Here is a 16,904-nt window from a genome sequence, read left to right as displayed (position 1 = left end):
AGCAGCGCGAACGGTTCGCTACCGGACGACGGAGAGCGGAGAGGGCGGGTGGGTCCATGGCCTCGGCGCGGCATGAGGAGATACTCGAGGCGGCGCTGGAGGTGTTCGCCGAGCGCGGCTACCGGGGCGCGTCCATCGACGCCGTCGCGGAGCGCGCGGGCCTGACCCGGCAGGGTGTGCTGCACTACTACCCCAGCAAGAAGCGCCTCCTGTTCGCCATGATGCACCTGCGCGAGGACCTCAACCGGCGGCACCTGCAGTCCGACTGGAACGACCCCGACATGCCGTCGACGCTCGCCGAGGCCCTCGCCTTCGACCAGGGCATCCCGTCCCTCGCGCAGGTGCACAGCGTGGTGATGGCGGAGGCGGCCACCGGTCAGGAGCCGGCCCGCGGCTTCGCCCGCGAGCGCTACCGCGAACTGATCGACATGCTCACCGAGGGCTTCACCGGACGCTTCGGCGAACGCCTCCCCAGCGGTCTCACGCCCCGCACCGCGGCCACTGCCCTGATGGCGCTCTTCGAGGGCATGCAGCAGCAGTGGATGGTCGACAGCGACGACGAGCGCTACCAGGACACGGTGCGGGAGACGATGGCGGTGCTGCTGCTGGGCACTCAGCCGGTGGGGGAGAGACCGACGGACACCCGGCCCGCTCCCGTGCAGGCCGGGTGACCGCTCTGTTCCCTACTGCTCCGTGAACCGCAGCAGTGCGTCCTGCGCGTACGACGCCACCAACTCGCCCTGCACGGTGAGGGCATCGCCCCGCCCGTGACAGCGCCCGTGCGCCGCGAGCGGGCTGTGCTGGCGCAGGAGCAGCCAGGTGTCGGCGCGCACCGGCTGGTGGAACCAGAGGGAGTGCGAGGTCACGGCGGAGGCGAAGGCGCGGCCCGCGTCGTGCTGGGTGACCCCGGAGACGGGGCGGAGTGCCGTCCCGATGAGGGTGAGGTCGGTGGCGTAGGCGAGCAGTGCGGGGCCGAGTTCGGCGGCCACGGGTGGGGTGCGCGTCCACAGCTCGTAGGCGGGTGTCTCGCTGTCGGGGGAGTCCAGGTCGGTGGCGGCGCGGGTCTCCCACGGCAGCAGCTCCAGGTCGATCCGCCGCTCCTCGCCCGGCAGTTGGCCCGCCGGCTCCACGGTCTGCCGCTGCGGCCCGCCCTCCCACGTGTGCAGGCCGACCGTGGCCACGGCGACGACGCCGTGATCCTGCCGCGCCTGAATCTGCACGGTCCCGTACGTCCGCCCCTGCTGTACGCAGTCCGTCTCGTAGCGCACGGGCTGCCCGCCCTTGCCCTCGCGCGGGAACAGGACGTGCAGGGACTTGACCGCCTTGCCCGGGCAGGTGAGTTCGGCGACGCGCGCGGTCTGTGCGAGGAGCTGTCCGCCGAACAGGCGGTGGTACGCGAGCTGTTGGGAAGGTGCCTCGTACACGCCCTGCCCGAGGGGCTTGGGGGCGAGGCAGTGGAGCAGATCGTTCCACAGGTCGGTCATTCGAAACTCCTCCAGGTGCCGTGCCTACAGGTGTACGAGACGGGGAGTCGTGCCGCGTGCCGCGATCAACTGTCCTGCCTCGCGGGTGAGTTCGCGCGCACTGCCGAGCAGCCCGTCCAGGGTCAGCGCCCGCTTCACGTGCCGGTGGAGTTCGTGTTCGGCGGTGAAGCCGGTGCCGCCGAGGGTCTGCTGGCAGTGCCGGGCGGCGGTGAGGGCGGCACGGCCGGAGGCCGCCTTGGCGAGGAGGGAGCTGAGGTCGCCGTCGGCGGCGAGCAGGGTGGCCTCCGCGCCCTCCAGGGCCACCAGTGTCTCGGCCAGTTTGTGCCGCAGGGCCTGGAAGGAAGCCAGCGGGCGGCCGAACTGGTGGCGGTCCAGGACGTGTTGGCGGGCCAGCGTCAGCATCGCGCGCCCCGTGCCGACGAGCCACCAGCCGAGGGCCTGGCGCCCGAGGGCGAGCGGTACCGGGGCGCTCGGTTCGGGCAGGACCCGCAGCGGAAGCTCCGGGTCGATACCGGCGGGCTCCACCCCGGCAGCGTCCCGCTCCCAGGACACCCACAGCCCACCCGCGTACGGCATCGGCACCGTGCCGCCCAGTGGCCGCCCCGCCTCGTGCAGCAGCACATCGTTGAGAGCGGGTGTCCGGGTGCCGGTCTCGCCGAGGAGGCGGAAGACGGTGCGGATCGCGTCGGCCGGGGCCTCGTTGAGCATCTCGGGCCAGCCGAGGCCGGTGAGCGCGGCGTCGAGCGGCCCCCGATCCTCGGCGGGGGCGGTCATCGTCTTGCGGAACGCCTCTTCGAGCAGTTCCCGTTCGCTGTCGTCCATGGTGCCGGTCACGTCGACGATCACTCCTTGCCGAGGTCGAGCAGGCGCCGGGCCACGATGTTGCGCTGGACCTCACCGGTGCCGCCGTAGATGGTGGCGGCACGCGAGTACAGGTACTCCGTGCGCCAGCCGGGATCCGTCAGCTCCACGGCTCCCGGCAGCAGGTCCCGTGCCGTGTCGTACAGGTGCTGCTCGGCGGTGGCGAGGAGGATCTTGTCGACGGACGTCTCCGGGCCGAGCCGGCCGCCCGCCGCGAGCCGCGCCTGCGTGGCGTGTGAGCGGCAGCGCACGGTGTGCAGCGCCAGAAACGCCTCGCCGAGCGCCGCCGCCTCGTCCTTTGGCGCCGACATCCGGTCGACGAGCCGGTCGAGGCGCGTGTAGAGGTGGGCGACCCGGTGCCAGAAGCAGGTGGAGCGCTCGTGCGGCAGCAGGTCCATGGCCAGCTTCCAGCCGTCGCCCACGGCGCCGAGCAGCCGGTCACCCGGTACGCGTACGTCGTCGAGGAACACCTCGGCGAACTCGTCCACGCCGTGCATCGTGCGCAGCGGCCTGACCGTGATGCCGGGCGAGTCCATGTCGAGGAAGAACGCGCTGATACCGGCGTGCCCGGGGTCGGGCCCGGTCCGGGCGAGCAGTACGCAGCGCGCCGCGTACTGGGCGAGGCTCGTCCACACCTTCTGCCCGCTGATCACCCATCCGTCGCCGTCGTCGGCAGGTACGGCCCTCGTGGTCAGGGACGCCAGATCGCTGCCGGAGCCCGGCTCGGAGAAGCCCTGGCACCACTGCTCCCGGCCGCCAAGCAGCCGCGGCACCATGTCGGCGGCCAGCGCGGGCGGCGCGTACGAGAGCAGTGTGGGCACGAGGACCTCGACCATGGAGTACAGGCCCGGCTGGGCGAGCCCCCGCGTGGCGACCTCCTCGCCGAGCACGCCGCGCAGCACACTCGGTCCGCCGACCCCGCCCACCGCCTCCGGCCAGCCGTGCCGCATCCAGCCTGCCTCCCACAATGCACGGCGTACGCGGTCGAGTTGGGCGACGTGGCCGTCGAGAGAATCGTCCGTCGGGTCGGGGGACAGGTCGTTTGCGTCCAGCCAGTCGCGCAGCTCCCGGCGGAACGTGGCAGTGTCCATGGAGGTCACGTCCGTGTCCGCTCGAAGGCGTGCGGGCGGCCCGAGTCGTGAGCGCCGCTGCGGCGGATGAACGTCATGGCGCGGGTGTGCAGTCGCCAGCCGTCCGGGGTGCGCCGGTAGGTGTCGTTGTAGTAACCGATGCGCATGTCGTGCCGTGAGTGCTCCACGAAACACAGGGGCTGGGTGCCGGTGGCGCTCCGGCCGTCGTCGGCGAACTCCACGGCCGGCGTGCCCGTCATGAACAGCCCTTGGGGGGCGGCGGCGATCAGCTCGGGGAAGTCGTCGAGCGGATAGGTGTCGCCGAACGCGCTGTAGTTGCCGTCCGGGGTGAAGACGGCCAGGACGCGGTCCGTGTCGCCCTGTGACATCGCCACGGCGTAGCGGGCGAGCAGCTGCTGGATGTCGGCGAGGTCGTCGTACCTGCGACTGGATCCGGTAGGTGTGTGTTCAGCGGTCAACGGGGTGCCCATCCCTTCCAGTTGGTGTGGATGGTTGATTCTCCGACAGCGAGAAGCTAGTTTCCACCCCTAGGCCCAGCCAATGGAGAGGGCCGGGGAGGAAAACTCGTGGAACAGTTCCTCACCTTCGGCGTCGTCGGACTGACAACCGCCGCCATCTACGCCATCGTCGGCAGCGGCCTCGTCCTGACGTACACGACCGCTGGAGTCTTCAACTTCGCGCACGGCGCGGCCGGCATGCTCTCCGCGTTCGCCTACTGGCAGTTGGCCTTCGGGTGGGGCTGGCCGGTGCCGCTCGCCCTCGCCTTCGTCCTCCTCGTCCTCGCGCCCGGCTTCGGGCTGCTCGTCGAGCGGGTCCTGATGCGTCCCGTGCAGTCGCTCGGGGAGGCGGAACGGCTCGTCATGGCCGTGGCCCTGCTCACCGGCTGCATCTCGATGGCCCGCTGGATCTGGGACCCCAGCGCCGCCCGCCCGCTGCGCCCCTTCTTCGCCGACTCACCGGCGATCGACCTCGGCCCCGCCGCCATCACCTGGCACCAGGCGCTCACCCTCGCGGTCGCCGTACTCGTCGCCGCAGGGCTGTGGTTCCTGCTCGGCCGCACCCGCGCCGGCACCGAGATGCGGGCGTGTGTCGACGACCGGGCGCTCGCCGGACTCACCGGGGCCTCGCCACAGCGCGCCGCCCGGCTCGCGTGGGTGCTCGGCACCCAACTCGCGGCCATCGGCGGCATCCTGATCGCGCCCACCGTCGCCCTCGACGCCCAGCAGCTCTCCCTCCTCATCGTCTCCGCGTACACCGCCGCCGTCTTCGGCCGACTGCGCAGCCTGCCGCTGACCTTCCTCGGCGCGCTCGTCGTCGGCTGCCTGGAGAGCTTCCTGACCGGCTATCTGCCGCAGAACGACTACCTGCCCGGCCTGCGCCTCGCCGCCCCCGCGCTGCTGCTCTTCCTCGCGCTGATCGTCTTCCCGCACCGGCGCCTGCGCGGGCGTGACCGCCGACTCGTGCAGGTGCCGCTGCCGACCCTGCGCGGCACACTCGTGTTCGCGGGGTGTGTGCTGCTGTTCGCCGTGTTCCTTGCGACCGTCCTCGACAGCGAGGGCCTCATCTCGTACGGGCCGCTGTTCGCACTCGGTGTCGTCGCCCTCTCGTATGTGCCGCTGGCCGGGTACGCGGGGCAGATCTCCCTGTGCCAGCTGAGCATCGCCGGGATCGGGGCGATCGTGTGGGGACACCTGGGCGGCCAGGGCCAGTTGTGGGCGCTGCCGGTGGCGGTGCTCGTCGCGGCGGCGGTCGGCGCGCTCATCGCGATACCGGCGCTGCGCCTGTCCGGTATCTATCTCGCCCTGGGTACGGCGGCGTTCGCGGTGGTGCTTGACCGATGGGTGTTCACGCTGCCGTCCTTCGAGATCCTCGGCGTCCGCATCGCCCTGTTCGACCAGGGCTCGGTAGAGGTGCACGGCCCGAACCTGCTGGGCTGGCAACTGGCCTCCGAACGTGAACTCCTGCTGTTCTGCGCCGTGTTGCTGGCCCTGGCCTCGCTCGCCGTCGCCTGGCTGCGGCGCGGCAGGTTCGGGCGCGCGCTCATCGCGCTCCGCGACAGTGAGGCCGCCTACGCGACGCTCGGCGGCCGGCCGCTCGGCGCGAAGGTCGCCGTGTTCGCGCTGTCCGCCGCACTCGCCGGTCTGGGCGGGGCCCTCTACGGGATGGTCCAACGCACCGTGACCGCCGAGCAGTTCAACCTCGTCGCCAATCTGCCCATCTTCCTGATCGCCGTCATCGGCGGCCTCGGCGCGGTCGGCACCGGACTGTTCACCGGCCTGTCCTACGTGGCCCCGCCCCAACTGCTCGGCCACTTCGGCGACTGGGCCCACGACGCGTCGACGCTCCTCATCGCGCTCGCCGGAATGGGCCTCGCGCACAGCCCCGGCGGCATCGTGCCGCGCCTGCGGGCCGAATGGCTGCCGCTGGTGCGCGACCGCGTGCTTTTCCCGGTCACCGGAGCGGTGGTCGGGCTGCTGTGGCTCCTGTACGGAACCGACCGGGTCGGCGGCGCGCTCTTCCTCGTCACGCTGATCGTGGCGTCGACGGCCCTGCGCATGTGGGCCACGGCACGGCAGGCCGGGCCGCACCTGCCGCCCGACCCCGTCGAGTGGTGGGGGATACGCCGCCCCTGGCGGCCCGAGGACCGGGAGGTGATCGCGCGTGGCATCGCTGCGAGCTGACGGAGTCACCGTCGTCTTCGGCGGCAACCGCGCCCTCGATGAGGCCGGATTCGAGGCCGAGGCCGGCCGCATCACCGGCCTCATCGGCCCCAACGGAGCCGGGAAGTCGACCCTCTTCGACGTCGTCTCTGGCCTGCGCAGGCCCCAGTCGGGCACGGTCACCCTCGACGGGCACGACATCACCCGCGCCACCCCCGCCCGGCGCGCCCGGCGCGGCATGGCCCGCACCTTCCAGCGCCTGGAGCTCTTCGGCCGCCTCACCGTCCGCGACAACCTGCTCGTCGCCGCCGAACTCGGCGCCCGCGGCCGGAACTCGGCCGGCACCGCCGACGGCATCCTCCAACGCATCGGCCTCACCGCCGACGCCGACACCGCCGCCGACGCACTGCCCACCGGCGCCGCCCGCCTCCTGGAGGTCGGCCGGGCCCTCGCCGGCCGGCCCCGCGTCCTCCTCCTCGACGAACCGGCCGCAGGCCAGGACGCCGACGAGACCCAGCGCTTCGCCACTCTGCTGCGCGACGTCGCCGCCGAGGGCTGCGCCGTCGTCCTCGTCGAACACGACATGGGCCTGGTGATGAGCGTCTGCGACCAGGTGTACGTCCTCGACCTCGGCAAGATCGTCGCCTGCGGCCCGCCCGCCGACATCCAGCAGGACCAGACGGTCCTGGCCGCCTACCTGGGAGAGGCCTGAAGGTGATGGCGATGGACCCCTTGCTCGAACTGCGCGGCGTGTGCGCCGCCTACGACCGGATCGCCGTGCTGCACGGCATCGACCTGAAGGTCTCGGCGGGCCAGGTCGTCGCGCTCCTCGGCCCCAACGGCGCAGGCAAGACCACCACCCTCAACGTGGCGGCGGGCGCCCACCGCCCCAGTGCGGGACGTCTGCTGCTCGGCGGACGCGAGGTCACCGGGGCGCACCCGCGCGATCTGGCCCGGGCCGGGGTCTGCCTCATCCCCGAGGGCCGCGGCATCTTCCCCAACCTCTCCGTGCGCGACAACCTCCGCATGATGACCTTCACCGGCCGCGACCGGGCGGAGATCGAGGAGATCGCGTACCAGCGCTTCCCGGTCCTCGGCGAACGGCACCGCCAGGCCGCCGGCACCCTCTCGGGCGGCGAACAGCAGATGCTAGCCCTGGCCCGCGGCCTCGCCACCGACCCGGCGGTGCTCCTCCTGGACGAACTGTCCATGGGCCTCGCACCGCTGGTGGTCGGTGAACTGTACGAACACGTCGCGGAGCTGGCCCGCAGGGGTGTGGCCGTCCTCGTGGTCGAACAGTTCGCCACCGCAGTCCTCAAGATCGCCGACCACGCGGCCGTCGTCGTACGCGGCAGCGTCCAGTGGCAGGGCCACCCCGACAGCTCCCTGCACGCCGAACTGTCCTCCTACTACCTCGGGAGCGCCGCATGACAGCTCAGCCGGACCACACCACCGACCGCGCCGACCGCTTCGCCCGGGACCTCGCCGCGCTCAAGATCCCCGACCCGGCGACCGCCCGCAACGGCCTGTGGCTGCGGGCGGGCGGCGCCCTCCTCCTGGTGGGCCTCGTCCTGGGCGTGCTCACCTTCCCCCTCACCCACGCCACCGACGACCCGCTCGCCCAGCGCGACGCGCTCGCCATCGGCCTCACCGGTGTGGTGTGCGCGGTGGTGGGCGGCGCGGTGTACCTGCGGTACTCGCTCACCGGGTTCCTGCGGTTCTGGCTGGCGCGGCAGTCGTACGACCTGTCGACGCTGGGGGAGCGGACGACGGCGGCCGACGCCCCGCGCGAGACGGGGATGAAGCGCATCGCCGTCGACGGCACGGAGGTCGCCGCTCCGCGCCCCTGATCAGCCGACCGCCGCGCGGACCCGGCCGAGCCACTCCAGACCCATGGCACGCCCGCGCGGATACCGGTCGTACCGATCCCATCGCCAGGTCGTGATGACGGCCAGAACGAGGATCCGGCACGCCCGCAGCACCTCCTGATCGACACCCGGACAGTGCGCGGCGACATCCTCGGGCGCATGGGCGAGATCGAACTCGACGGGCCCTCGGCAACAGGTCTCCAGGTCGATGAAGACCGGCCCGTGCCGGGTAGCGATGACGTTGCCGGGGTGCGGCTCACCGTGCAGCAGTTGCTCACCGGCACCGCGCTCACCGATCGTCCGCACCGCGCTTCGCAAGGCCGTGCGGAGCAGTTCCCGGTCCGGGGCGTCGAGCCCCGGAGTCCGCTCGTGGTCCGCCAGCAGCCGTTCCGCATGCGCGACACGATCCGTGTAGTGCGGAGTCTCCGCGTCGACCTCGCGCATGCCGGCATGCAGCCGCGCGAGAGCCTGAGCGTAGTCGTCCGGCGTCAGGTCGTACGGTGCCACGGACTCGTAGTACGTCCACAACGTGACCACGAACCCGTCCCGCTCGTAGGCCCGCGCCTCCACCCGAGGGTCGAGTGCGGCCACGGGACACCCGGCTTCGGCGAGCCGCTGCGCCAGCTCGACCTCGAACTCGGCGATCTGATCGTCGACCGGCGCCACACGGGCCAGCACGTCACACGGCAGCAGCCGCAGGGTGAGCTTGTTCGAGTCGTGAAGCACGACGGCGTCGGCGGTGTCGAGTCCAAGTGAGGCGGCAATCGACTTGGCCGCGGTCACCCCACGCGTGGCTTCGGATCTCTGCATCCTCAGACGGTATAGCCGCCGTCCACCGCCAGGTGCTGGCCCGTGATGAAACCGGCCCGGTCCGACGCCAGGAAGGCCACCGCTTCCGCGATGTCCTGGGCGTTGCCGAAGCGGCGCAGGGGGATGTTGCGGCGGGTCACCTGGAGGGCGGCGTCGTCGAGTTCGCCGTCCTCGATGAGGCGGGCGGCGATGCCGTCGGTGAGCATGCCGGGGCCCACGCAGTTGAACCGCACCCCGTAGCGCCCCTCCTCCGCTGCGAGGGCACGGACCACGGCCTCGACCGCGCCCTTCGTGCCCGAGGACAGGCCGTCGCGGACGGGGTAGCGCCGGGTCGCCGCGGTCGTGACGGCGACGACACTGCCGGCGCTCGCGCGGAGGGCGTCGAGCGCCGGGTGGATCAGGTTGTAGAAGGCCAGGGTGTCGGCGTGCAGCTGCTGCCGGTACTGGGACGGCGGTACCCGGCTCAGGTGCACCATCGGCACGTGCGGGCCCGCCGCGTAGACGAGCGTGTGCAGCGCGCCGAACCGGTCCACCGCCGAGCGGATCGCCGAGGCCGCCTCGTCCTCGTCCGTCAGGTCCGCCCGCACGGACTCCACCTGGGCGCCCTCCGCACGGAGTTCGGCGGTGAGGTCCTCGGCGGACTTCTCGCTCGCGCGGTACGTGAACAGCACCGCGCTGCCGCGCCGGGCCAGCGTGCGGACGACGGCCGCGCCGATGCCGCCGGTGCCGCCCGCGACGAGTGCCGCGCCCTTGCGGCCACCGAAGTCCTGGTTGTCGTCGTCCGTCAACTCGTCAACTCCCTCACAGGTTCAGCGACTTCGCGATGATCACCTTCATGACCTCGCTGGTCCCCGCGTAGATCCGCGTGATGCGCGCGTCCGCGTACAGCCGGGCTATCGGGTACTCGCGTATATATCCGTAACCGCCGAAGAGTTGAAGGCATCGGTCCACACAGCGGGCCTGCGCCTCCGTGCAGAACAGCTTCACCCGCGCCGCGTCCGCTCCCGAGAGACGGCCCTCCACCAGTTCCACGATCGCCCGGTCGAGCATCGCCTGCGCCGCCTCCACCTCCGTGGACACCGCCGCGAGTTCGAACTTCGTGTTCTGGAACGAGGCCAGTACGTTCCCGAAGACCTTGCGGTCCCTCGCGTACGCGAGCGTGGTGTCGAGGGCCGCACGGGACTGGGCGACCGAGCCGACCGCGACCGTCATCCGTTCCTGCGGCAGATTGCGGCCCAGGTAGGAAAACGCCTCGCCCTCCTCGCCGAGCCGGTTCGCGACCGGGACGCGTACGTCGTCGAAGGCCAGCTCCACGGTGTCCTGCACGCGGATCCCGATCTTGTCCAGCTCGCGGCCCTTCGTGAAGCCGGGCAAGCCGTCCTCCACCACGAGGAGCGTGAGACCCGCCCGCCGGTTGTCCGGGTCCTTCGCCGTACGGGCCACGACGATCACCAGATCGGCCAGCAGGCCACCCGTGATGAACGTCTTCGCCCCGTTGAGGACGTAGTCGTCGCCGTCCCGCACCGCCGTGGTGCGGATGCCCGCGAGGTCGGAGCCGGTGCCGGGCTCCGTCATGGCGATCGCCGTGAGGAGACGGCCCGCGGCGAGCGAAGGGAACCAGCGCTCGCGCTGCTCCTTGTTCGCGTAGGCGAGGAAGTACGGGAGGATCACGTCGAGTTGGGTGCGCACCGTGCCCAGGGTGACCAGGGCGCGCGAGGCCTCCTCCTGGAGGATCGTGTTGTAGCGGTAGTCGTCGGTGCCCGCGCCGCCGAACTCCTCGGGGATCGCCAGGCCCATGACGCCGATGTCCCCGAGCTGCTCGATGACCCGGCGCGGCATCCGCCCCGCCCGCTCCCACTCCTCGTAGGAGGGGACGACCTCGCGGGCGACGAAGTCCCGCACCAGTTCCCGGAACGCCTCGTGGTCGGCGGTGTAGATGTCTCGGCGCATCCCGTGACCCCAGGTCCTATTCGGCGAGTTCGACGACGGTCGCGTTGGCGGTGCCGCCGCCCTCGCACATCGTCTGGAGGCCGTAGCGGATGCCACGGTCCCGCATGTGGTGGACCAGGCGTGTCATCAGGACCGCGCCGGACGCGCCGAGCGGGTGACCGAGCGCGATCGCGCCGCCGAGCGGGTTGAGGCGGGCCGGATCGGCGCCGGTCTCCGCGAGCCACGCCAGCGGCACTGGCGCGAAGGCCTCGTTGACCTCGTAGGCGCCGATGTCGGAGAGGGTGAGCCCGGCCCGGGTCAGCACCCGCACGGTCGCCGGGATCGGCCCGGTCAGCATCAGGACGGGGTCGGCGCCCGTGACCGCGCCCGCCCGGTAGCGCACCAGTGGAGTCAGGCCCAGTTCGCGTGCCCGCTGCGGTGTGGTGACGAGGAGGGCGGCGGCGCCGTCGGAGATCTGCGAGGCGTTGCCCGCGTGGATAACGCCGCTCGGGTCGAAGGACGGCTTCAGACGGGAGAGTGTGTCGGGCGTGGTACCCCGGCGGACTCCCTCGTCGGCCGTGAGCGCGGTGTCGGGGTGCGGGGCGAGCTGGGCGTCGAAGGCCCCCGCGTCCTGCGCCGCAGCCGCCAACTCGTGCGAGCGGGAAGCGTATTCGTCCAGTTGCTGCCGGTCGAAGCCCCATGTGCGGGCGATGCTCTCCGCCGACTCGCCCTGGTTGAAGCTGAAGTGGTCGTAGCGCTCAAGGACGCTCGGAGACCACGGCGCCCCGCCGGTCCGCGCCGCTCCCAGCGGCACCCGGCTCATCACCTCGACACCGCCCGCCACCACCATGTCGTACTGGCCGGACAGCACGGCCTGTGCCGCGAAGTCGATGGCCTGCTGGCTGGAGCCGCAGGCCCGGTTCACCGTCGTCGCCGGAACCGTCTCCGGCCAGCCGGCGGCGAGCAGCGCGTAGCGTCCGATGTTCCCGGACTGGTCGCCGATCTGCCCTACGCAGCCCCAGATCACGTCCTCGACGTCGGCGGGGTCGATGCCGGTGCGGGTGACCAGCTCGCTCAGGATGTGCGCGGACAGGTCGGTGGGGTGGATGTCGGCGAGCGAGCCGTTCCGCTTGCCGACGGGGGTGCGCACGGCCTCCACGATCACGGCCTCACGACGGTCGGGTGTCACTGTTCGCCCTCCTTCATGGTCGAGGTCAACTCACCGTCGGTGATTCCGAGTTCGCGCAGGATCGCGCCCGTGTGCTCGCCGAGCGCCGGTACGTCCCCCATGGGCGGCTGACCGCGTCCCTCGAACACGGGTGGTGGCAGCGGCGCCAGGGTCGGCCCGCCCGGCGTGTCGATCTCGCGCCAGCGGTCGCGTGCGGTGTGTTGGGGGTGGGTGAGGACTTCGCTGGGAGTGTTGAGCTTGGCGTTGCCGATGCCCGCCGTGTCTGCCGCCGCCTGGATGTCGTGGAGGGTGTGTGCGGCGCACCAGCGGGTGATCTCCGCATCCAGGCGTTCGCGGGCGGCGACCCGGTCGGCGGTGGTGGCGAGGCCGGGATCGTCGGCGAGGTCCGGGCGCCCCAGGAGGTCGCGGGCGTAGCGCTGCCACTCGCGGTCGTTGGTCGTGCCGAGGACCACGGTGTGACCGTCTGCGGTGGCGTACGCGCCGTAGGGGGCGACGGCGGGGGAGCCCATGCCCACGGGCTGCTGGTCGATGCCGGTGTGGCGGGTGTACGTCAGGGCGTAGCCCATCAGCTCGGTCATCGTGTCGAACATGCTGACCGAGACGGAGGCGGACCCTTGAGGGGACCCGGTGGCCGTGGCGGTGGCGGTTCCGCGTCCACGCTCGGCCAGCAGTGCCGTGATGGACAGTGCCGCGTAAAGGCCGGTGCACACGTCTGCCATCGGCGGTCCCGGCTTCGCGGGCTGTCCCGGCAGTCCGGTGATCGCGCACGCACCCGCCTCGGCCTGGACGAGCAGGTCGTACGCGCGCTTGTGGGAGAGCGGGCCACCGGGGCCGTAGCCGTCGATCTCCATGGTGATGAGATCCGGGTGGCGGGCCGTCAGGTCGCTTGCGGAGATGCCGAGTTTGGCGGCGGCGCCCGGCGCGAGGTTCGATACGAAGACGTCGGCCCGGTCGAGGAGCCGGTGCAGGACGTGTGTGCCGTGGGCCGACTTCAGGTCGAGTGTCAGGGACTCCTTGCCCCGGTTGACCCACACGAAGTGGGCGGCGAGGCCGTGCACCACGTCGTCGTAGTACCGGGTGAAGTCGCCGCCGGGTGCCTCCACCTTGATGACGCGGGCGCCCAGGTCGCCGAGTGCCCGCGTGCACAGCGGCGCCGACACCGCCTGCTCGACCGAGACGACGGTGACACCGGCCAGCGGGCCCGCCGTCACGCGTCGCCGCCCTGGGAAGCGGGGCCGGTGAACGCTGCGCGCAGCTCGTGCTTGAGGACCTTGCGGCTGGCGTTGCGTGGCAGCTGGTCGACGAAGCGGACGTCCCGCGGAACCTTGAAGTTGGCCATGTTGGCGCGTGACCAGGCGATGACATCCGCGGCCGTGGTCGTCTCACCCGGGCGGAGCACCAGGTAGGCGCAGCCGACCTCGCCGAGGCGCTGGTCGGGCACGCCGATGACGGCGGCCTCGGCGACCGGACCGTAGCCGAGGAGGAGGCGTTCGATCTCGGCCGGGTAGGCGTTGAAGCCGCCGACGATGAACATGTCCTTCTTGCGGTCGACGACCGCCAGATTGCCCTCGTCGTCCAGGCTGCCGATGTCACCGGTGCGCAGCCATCCGTCGTCGCCGATCGCGGCGGCCGTGGCCTCCGGCTCGTCCCAGTAACCGCTGGTGACGGTGTACCCCCGCACCTGTATCTCGCCCGTCCCGCCGACCGGGACCGGCTTGCCCGCGTCGTCGGCGATCCGTACGTCCACGTCGGGGATCCGCCGGCCGTTGCCGCGGGCCACCGTCGCCGGGGTGTCCCCGAGGCGGGTGGTGGTGACAAGGGCGGAGGCCTCGGTGAGCCCGTACGCGCTCATCACGATGTCGAACGACAGCTCGTCCTTCATCGCGTGGATCAGCTGCTCAGGGATGGTGGTGCCGCCCGTCATGGAGATCCTCAGGGACGAGGTGTCACGGCGGTCGCGGTCCGGGGCGGCGAGCAGATCCTGGAAGATCGTCGGGGGCCCCAGCATGATGGAGACGCGCTCCCGCTCGATGAGTTCCAGGGCCAGGGCCGGGTCGAACATCGCCATCGGGACGACGGTCACCCCGTGCAGGAACGAGGCGAGCCAGCCCGCCTTGTAGCCGAAGCAGTGGAAGAAGGGCGGCACGACGAGGAACACGTCGCCGGTGCGGAAGGTGTACTGCTCGGCCATCCACCCGTAGGCGCGCAGCGATTGCCCGTGGGTGAGGACGACGCCTTTGGGGTGGCCCGTGGTGCCGGAGGTGAACATGATGTCGGAGACGGTGTCGGGGGTGATCCGGTCGATGGAGGCGCGTGCGGCGTCTTCGTCTCCCGCGCGACTGCCCTCGCCGAGGAAGTCGTTCCACGAGTAGTCGGCGTCCCCGCGCTCGGCAGTCAGGGACACGGTGGTGTGCAAGGCACTCAACTCGGGCTCGTGCTTGCGCAGTTCCGCCACATAGTCGGTGTCGAGGAACGGCGCCGCGAACAGGGCCTTCGCTCCCGACTTGCGCAGGATGTACGCGAGTTCGGCGGCCTTGAAGCGGGTGTTGAGGGGGACGACGATGCCGCCCGCGCCCTGCACGGCGAGTGCGGCCACGATCCACTCCGCGCGGTTCGGGGCGCAGATGCCGACCCGGTCGCCGGGGGAGACACCGAGAGCGAGCGCGGCGCGCACCGCTCGCGTCATCTGCCGGTCGAGCTCGCGAAAGCTCCAACGTGTCGCGCCGTCCACGAGGGCGGGTGCGTCACCGTACTGTGCGGCGGCCCGGCGGACGACGTTCGGGATGCTGAGGTATTCCTGGTCGTAGCGCATCATGGGCTCCGTTTTCCCCTGCACGACACTCACGAGGTCGACGGCAGCCGCAGCAGCCGCTTGGCGATGATGTTCCGCTGGATCTGGGACGTGCCGCCGTACACGGACGCGGCGCGCGAGTACAGGTACTCGCCGTACACCGCCCCGCCCGCTTCCGCGAGTTGATCCGGCAGCACCCGGAGCGCGGTCTCGTACAGGCGCTGCTCGGCGCGCGTCATCAGCAGCTTGTCGATCGACGACTCGGGCCCGGCAGTGCGGCCCGCGAGGCGTTCGGCGGTGCGGCGCCGGGCGTGTGCGACCAGTACTTCATAGTCGACGACGCACCGCCCGACGGCGGAGACGATGCCGTCCGGCAACCCCCCTGAGCGGTCGTGCAGTTCGCGCCGCAGACGCTCCAGTAGCAGCCCGTACTTGGAGAGATGGCCGGTGTCGAGGGCGTTGCGCTCGTAGTTCACGGTGGTCATGGCCAGCGGCCAGCCGTCGCCCTCGGCGCCGATCCGCTCGGCGGCCTCGATGCGTACGTCGTCGAGGAAAAGCTCGCAGAACTCGTCATCACCGTTGGCGGCCTTCAGGGGGCGCACGGTCACACCGGGGCGGTCGAGCGGCAGCACGAACGCGGTGATCGACCGGTGGGCACGAGCCTCGGTGTCCGTGCGGGCGAGCAGCAGGCAGTAGCGGGAGTACTGGGCGTAACTGGTCCAGAGTTTCTGCCCGTTGATGGTGTAGTGGCCGCCGTCCTCGGCGCGGCGCGCGTACGTCGCCATGCCCGCGAGGTCGGAGCCCGCGCCGGGCTCGCTGAAGCCCTGACACCACACGTCGTCACCGGTGAGCATGCGCGGAAGAAGCCGGGCCCGCTGCTCGTGCGAGGCGAACTCCAGCAGCGCGTGGGCCAGGTAGCCGATGCGCGGCACGCCCGGCGCCCGGCAGGCGCCCAGTTCGTCGCTGACCGCCACCTGGTGCAGTGCGGTCAGGCCCCGGCCGCCGTACTCCTCGGGCACGTCGAGGCCCACCCAGCCGCCGGAGTGCAGCATGCGGTGCCAGCGGTGCAGGAACAGGGCTGGTTCCTCGTCGGGGCGGCGCTCGGGCAGCGGGTGCTCGGCGAGCCAGGCGCGCAGTTCGTGGCGCAGCCGGGTGAGGTCCGACGGGTCACCGAAGTCCAGAGGCAGGTCCTGGCGGGTCACATCGCCTCCGCGGGATCGGTCGTCTCCGTGGCGTCAGCGGTCGGCGGGGCGGCGAGTGCGGACAGCAGCTCGGCGGTGCCGGTCAGCACCGTGGCGCCCACGCGCACCCGACGCAGATACAGATGGGCGATGTGCTCCCACGTCTGCGCGATCCCACCGAATATCTGCATCCCCGCGTACACCGCCTCCAGGGCCGACACGTCCACCTCGGCCTTGGCGACGCGGGCAGCGGTGAGCGCCGCGTCAGGACTGGCGTGATCGAGACACCAGGCGGCGTACCGGGTGGCACTGGCGCAGGCCTCGACGGCGACCGTGGCATCGGCGAGCAGATGCTGCACCGCCTGATAGGAGCCGATGGGCCGCCCGTACTGCACGCGATCGCGCGCGTAGGCGGCAGCCTGCTCGACGAACGAGGTGGCCGCGCCCACGAGTTCACTGCTCACCATGACCAGCGCCCAGGCCTGCCAGGTACACACGTGCTCGCGGTCCAGCCGCCCGACGACCTGTGACGGCGCCGTGGACACGCGGACGGTACGAAGCGGATCGGTGGTGGGCGCCGCATCACCGAGCGCCAGGGATCGCACGACCCCGTCGGCGGCTACGGCCAAGGCGCTGTCGGCGCCCTCGGCGTCCCAGGCGCGGTAGTCGTCCGCGCTGTCGCTGCCGCTGCCGCTGTCGAACCGCAGATCACGGCCGAGCGCGATGGTGGGCGTGCCCTCGTAGGACACGTCCCCGCCGCCCGCCTCGACGAGCCGCAGCACCTCAGGCGCCAGCAGCACCGTGCCGAGGAACGATGCCGACATCGGCTGCCGGCCGAAGTCCTCGGCGAGCAGCGCACACTCCTGTGCGCTCGCCAACGGCCGCGCACTGCGCCGCAGTTCGACGAGTCCGAGCCCATCGAGCGCCTTCTGGGCCGCGGCCCGCTGTGCCGCCGTCGGCTCGGCCGACGCGCACCGGTGATCGGCGACGAAGGCGCCGAGCGCCTCGCGGACCAGCCGGAACTCCTCCGCCTGCACCGC

17 protein-coding genes are annotated in these 16,904 nt (G+C 71.7%); 5 read left to right on the top strand and 12 right to left on the bottom strand.

Annotated features, from left to right (window positions below):
* The first annotated feature begins 56 nt into the window (after positions 1 to 56).
* Positions 57 to 671, top strand: coding sequence for a TetR/AcrR family transcriptional regulator (locus tag ACIRHA_RS15985; protein ID WP_403845334.1), 615 nt, complete (start codon positions 57 to 59; stop codon positions 669 to 671).
* A 12-nt stretch (positions 672 to 683) separates the two neighbouring features.
* Here the strand turns inward: ACIRHA_RS15985 and ACIRHA_RS15980 are convergent, their stop codons facing one another.
* The 4 genes from ACIRHA_RS15980 to ACIRHA_RS15965 are packed head-to-tail and all read right to left on the bottom strand — an operon-like array spanning position 684 to position 3,894.
* The gene (locus ACIRHA_RS15980) at positions 684 to 1,484 is read right to left on the bottom strand and encodes an acyl-CoA thioesterase (protein ID WP_403845331.1); all 801 of its coding nucleotides are present in this window, start codon (positions 1,482 to 1,484) and stop codon (positions 684 to 686) included.
* Between the two features lie 24 nt (positions 1,485 to 1,508).
* Positions 1,509 to 2,318, bottom strand: a complete 810-nt coding sequence (locus tag ACIRHA_RS15975) for an acyl-CoA dehydrogenase family protein (RefSeq protein WP_403845328.1) — start codon at positions 2,316 to 2,318, stop codon at positions 1,509 to 1,511.
* Positions 2,319 to 2,326: 8 nt separating this feature from the next.
* Positions 2,327 to 3,436, bottom strand: a complete 1,110-nt coding sequence (locus ACIRHA_RS15970) for an acyl-CoA dehydrogenase family protein (protein WP_403845326.1) — start codon at positions 3,434 to 3,436, stop codon at positions 2,327 to 2,329.
* A 5-nt stretch (positions 3,437 to 3,441) separates the two neighbouring features.
* Positions 3,442 to 3,894: a nuclear transport factor 2 family protein gene (locus ACIRHA_RS15965; protein ID WP_403845323.1), complete on the bottom strand. Its 453-nt coding sequence runs from the start codon at positions 3,892 to 3,894 to the stop codon at positions 3,442 to 3,444.
* Positions 3,895 to 4,002: 108 nt separating this feature from the next.
* Between ACIRHA_RS15965 and ACIRHA_RS15960 the strand changes: the two genes are divergently transcribed.
* Genes ACIRHA_RS15960 through ACIRHA_RS15945 form a run of 4 tightly spaced genes read left to right on the top strand, consistent with a single transcriptional unit; the run spans position 4,003 to position 7,946 of the window.
* Positions 4,003 to 6,117 carry an ABC transporter permease gene (locus ACIRHA_RS15960; RefSeq protein ID WP_403845320.1) on the top strand — a complete coding sequence of 705 codons (2,115 nt, stop codon included), beginning with the start codon at positions 4,003 to 4,005 and terminating at the stop codon, positions 6,115 to 6,117.
* Positions 6,098 to 6,808 (top strand): ABC transporter ATP-binding protein, encoded by a 711-nt coding sequence (locus tag ACIRHA_RS15955; RefSeq protein WP_403845317.1) that lies wholly within the window; start codon positions 6,098 to 6,100, stop codon positions 6,806 to 6,808. Before ACIRHA_RS15960 ends, ACIRHA_RS15955 begins: the two co-directional genes overlap by 20 nt.
* Positions 6,809 to 6,819: 11 nt before the next feature.
* On the top strand, positions 6,820 to 7,527 hold the full coding sequence (locus ACIRHA_RS15950) for an ABC transporter ATP-binding protein (RefSeq protein WP_403845314.1): 708 nt from the start codon (positions 6,820 to 6,822) through the stop codon (positions 7,525 to 7,527).
* The gene (locus ACIRHA_RS15945; protein WP_403845311.1) at positions 7,524 to 7,946 is read left to right on the top strand and encodes a hypothetical protein; all 423 of its coding nucleotides are present in this window, start codon (positions 7,524 to 7,526) and stop codon (positions 7,944 to 7,946) included. The genes ACIRHA_RS15950 and ACIRHA_RS15945 overlap by 4 nt, the downstream gene beginning before the upstream one ends.
* Here the strand turns inward: ACIRHA_RS15945 and ACIRHA_RS15940 are convergent, their stop codons facing one another.
* The 8 genes from ACIRHA_RS15940 to ACIRHA_RS15905 are packed head-to-tail and all read right to left on the bottom strand — an operon-like array spanning position 7,947 to position 16,901.
* Positions 7,947 to 8,774 (bottom strand): phosphotransferase enzyme family protein, encoded by an 828-nt coding sequence (locus ACIRHA_RS15940; RefSeq protein ID WP_403845308.1) that lies wholly within the window; start codon positions 8,772 to 8,774, stop codon positions 7,947 to 7,949. It lies immediately after the preceding gene.
* A 2-nt stretch (positions 8,775 to 8,776) separates the two neighbouring features.
* Positions 8,777 to 9,562: an SDR family NAD(P)-dependent oxidoreductase gene (locus ACIRHA_RS15935; protein ID WP_403845305.1), complete on the bottom strand. Its 786-nt coding sequence runs from the start codon at positions 9,560 to 9,562 to the stop codon at positions 8,777 to 8,779.
* A gap of 13 nt (positions 9,563 to 9,575) precedes the next feature.
* Positions 9,576 to 10,724: an acyl-CoA dehydrogenase family protein gene (locus ACIRHA_RS15930; protein WP_403845303.1), complete on the bottom strand. Its 1,149-nt coding sequence runs from the start codon at positions 10,722 to 10,724 to the stop codon at positions 9,576 to 9,578.
* A gap of 16 nt (positions 10,725 to 10,740) precedes the next feature.
* On the bottom strand, positions 10,741 to 11,892 hold the full coding sequence (locus tag ACIRHA_RS15925) for a thiolase family protein (protein ID WP_403845300.1): 1,152 nt from the start codon (positions 11,890 to 11,892) through the stop codon (positions 10,741 to 10,743).
* The gene (locus tag ACIRHA_RS15920; RefSeq protein ID WP_403845298.1) at positions 11,889 to 13,103 is read right to left on the bottom strand and encodes a CaiB/BaiF CoA transferase family protein; all 1,215 of its coding nucleotides are present in this window, start codon (positions 13,101 to 13,103) and stop codon (positions 11,889 to 11,891) included. Before ACIRHA_RS15920 ends, ACIRHA_RS15925 begins: the two co-directional genes overlap by 4 nt.
* On the bottom strand, positions 13,100 to 14,737 hold the full coding sequence (locus ACIRHA_RS15915) for a FadD3 family acyl-CoA ligase (RefSeq protein ID WP_403845295.1): 1,638 nt from the start codon (positions 14,735 to 14,737) through the stop codon (positions 13,100 to 13,102). Before ACIRHA_RS15915 ends, ACIRHA_RS15920 begins: the two co-directional genes overlap by 4 nt.
* Positions 14,734 to 15,885, bottom strand: a complete 1,152-nt coding sequence (locus ACIRHA_RS15910; RefSeq protein ID WP_403845293.1) for an acyl-CoA dehydrogenase family protein — start codon at positions 15,883 to 15,885, stop codon at positions 14,734 to 14,736. The genes ACIRHA_RS15915 and ACIRHA_RS15910 overlap by 4 nt, the downstream gene beginning before the upstream one ends.
* Positions 15,882 to 16,901 carry an acyl-CoA dehydrogenase family protein gene (locus tag ACIRHA_RS15905; protein ID WP_403845291.1) on the bottom strand — a complete coding sequence of 340 codons (1,020 nt, stop codon included), beginning with the start codon at positions 16,899 to 16,901 and terminating at the stop codon, positions 15,882 to 15,884. The genes ACIRHA_RS15910 and ACIRHA_RS15905 overlap by 4 nt, the downstream gene beginning before the upstream one ends.
* Between the last annotated feature and the right edge of the window lie 3 nt (positions 16,902 to 16,904).

The organism is Streptomyces sp. NPDC102360 (assembly GCF_044766085.1).
Lineage (GTDB): Bacteria > Actinomycetota > Actinomycetes > Streptomycetales > Streptomycetaceae > Streptomyces.
This window is presented reverse-complemented; position numbering and strand designations above follow the sequence as displayed.

Coding starts and splice junctions, on each gene's coding strand:
- ACIRHA_RS15945 (WP_403845311.1), top strand. CDS start 7,524: ATGACAGCTCAGCCGGACCACACCACCGACCGCGCCGACCGCTTCGCC.
- ACIRHA_RS15980 (WP_403845331.1), bottom strand. CDS start 1,484: ATGACCGACCTGTGGAACGATCTGCTCCACTGCCTCGCCCCCAAGCCC.
- ACIRHA_RS15940 (WP_403845308.1), bottom strand. CDS start 8,774: ATGCAGAGATCCGAAGCCACGCGTGGGGTGACCGCGGCCAAGTCGATT.
- ACIRHA_RS15985 (WP_403845334.1), top strand. CDS start 57: ATGGCCTCGGCGCGGCATGAGGAGATACTCGAGGCGGCGCTGGAGGTG.
- ACIRHA_RS15970 (WP_403845326.1), bottom strand. CDS start 3,436: ATGGACACTGCCACGTTCCGCCGGGAGCTGCGCGACTGGCTGGACGCA.
- ACIRHA_RS15930 (WP_403845303.1), bottom strand. CDS start 10,724: ATGCGCCGAGACATCTACACCGCCGACCACGAGGCGTTCCGGGAACTG.
- ACIRHA_RS15950 (WP_403845314.1), top strand. CDS start 6,820: ATGGACCCCTTGCTCGAACTGCGCGGCGTGTGCGCCGCCTACGACCGG.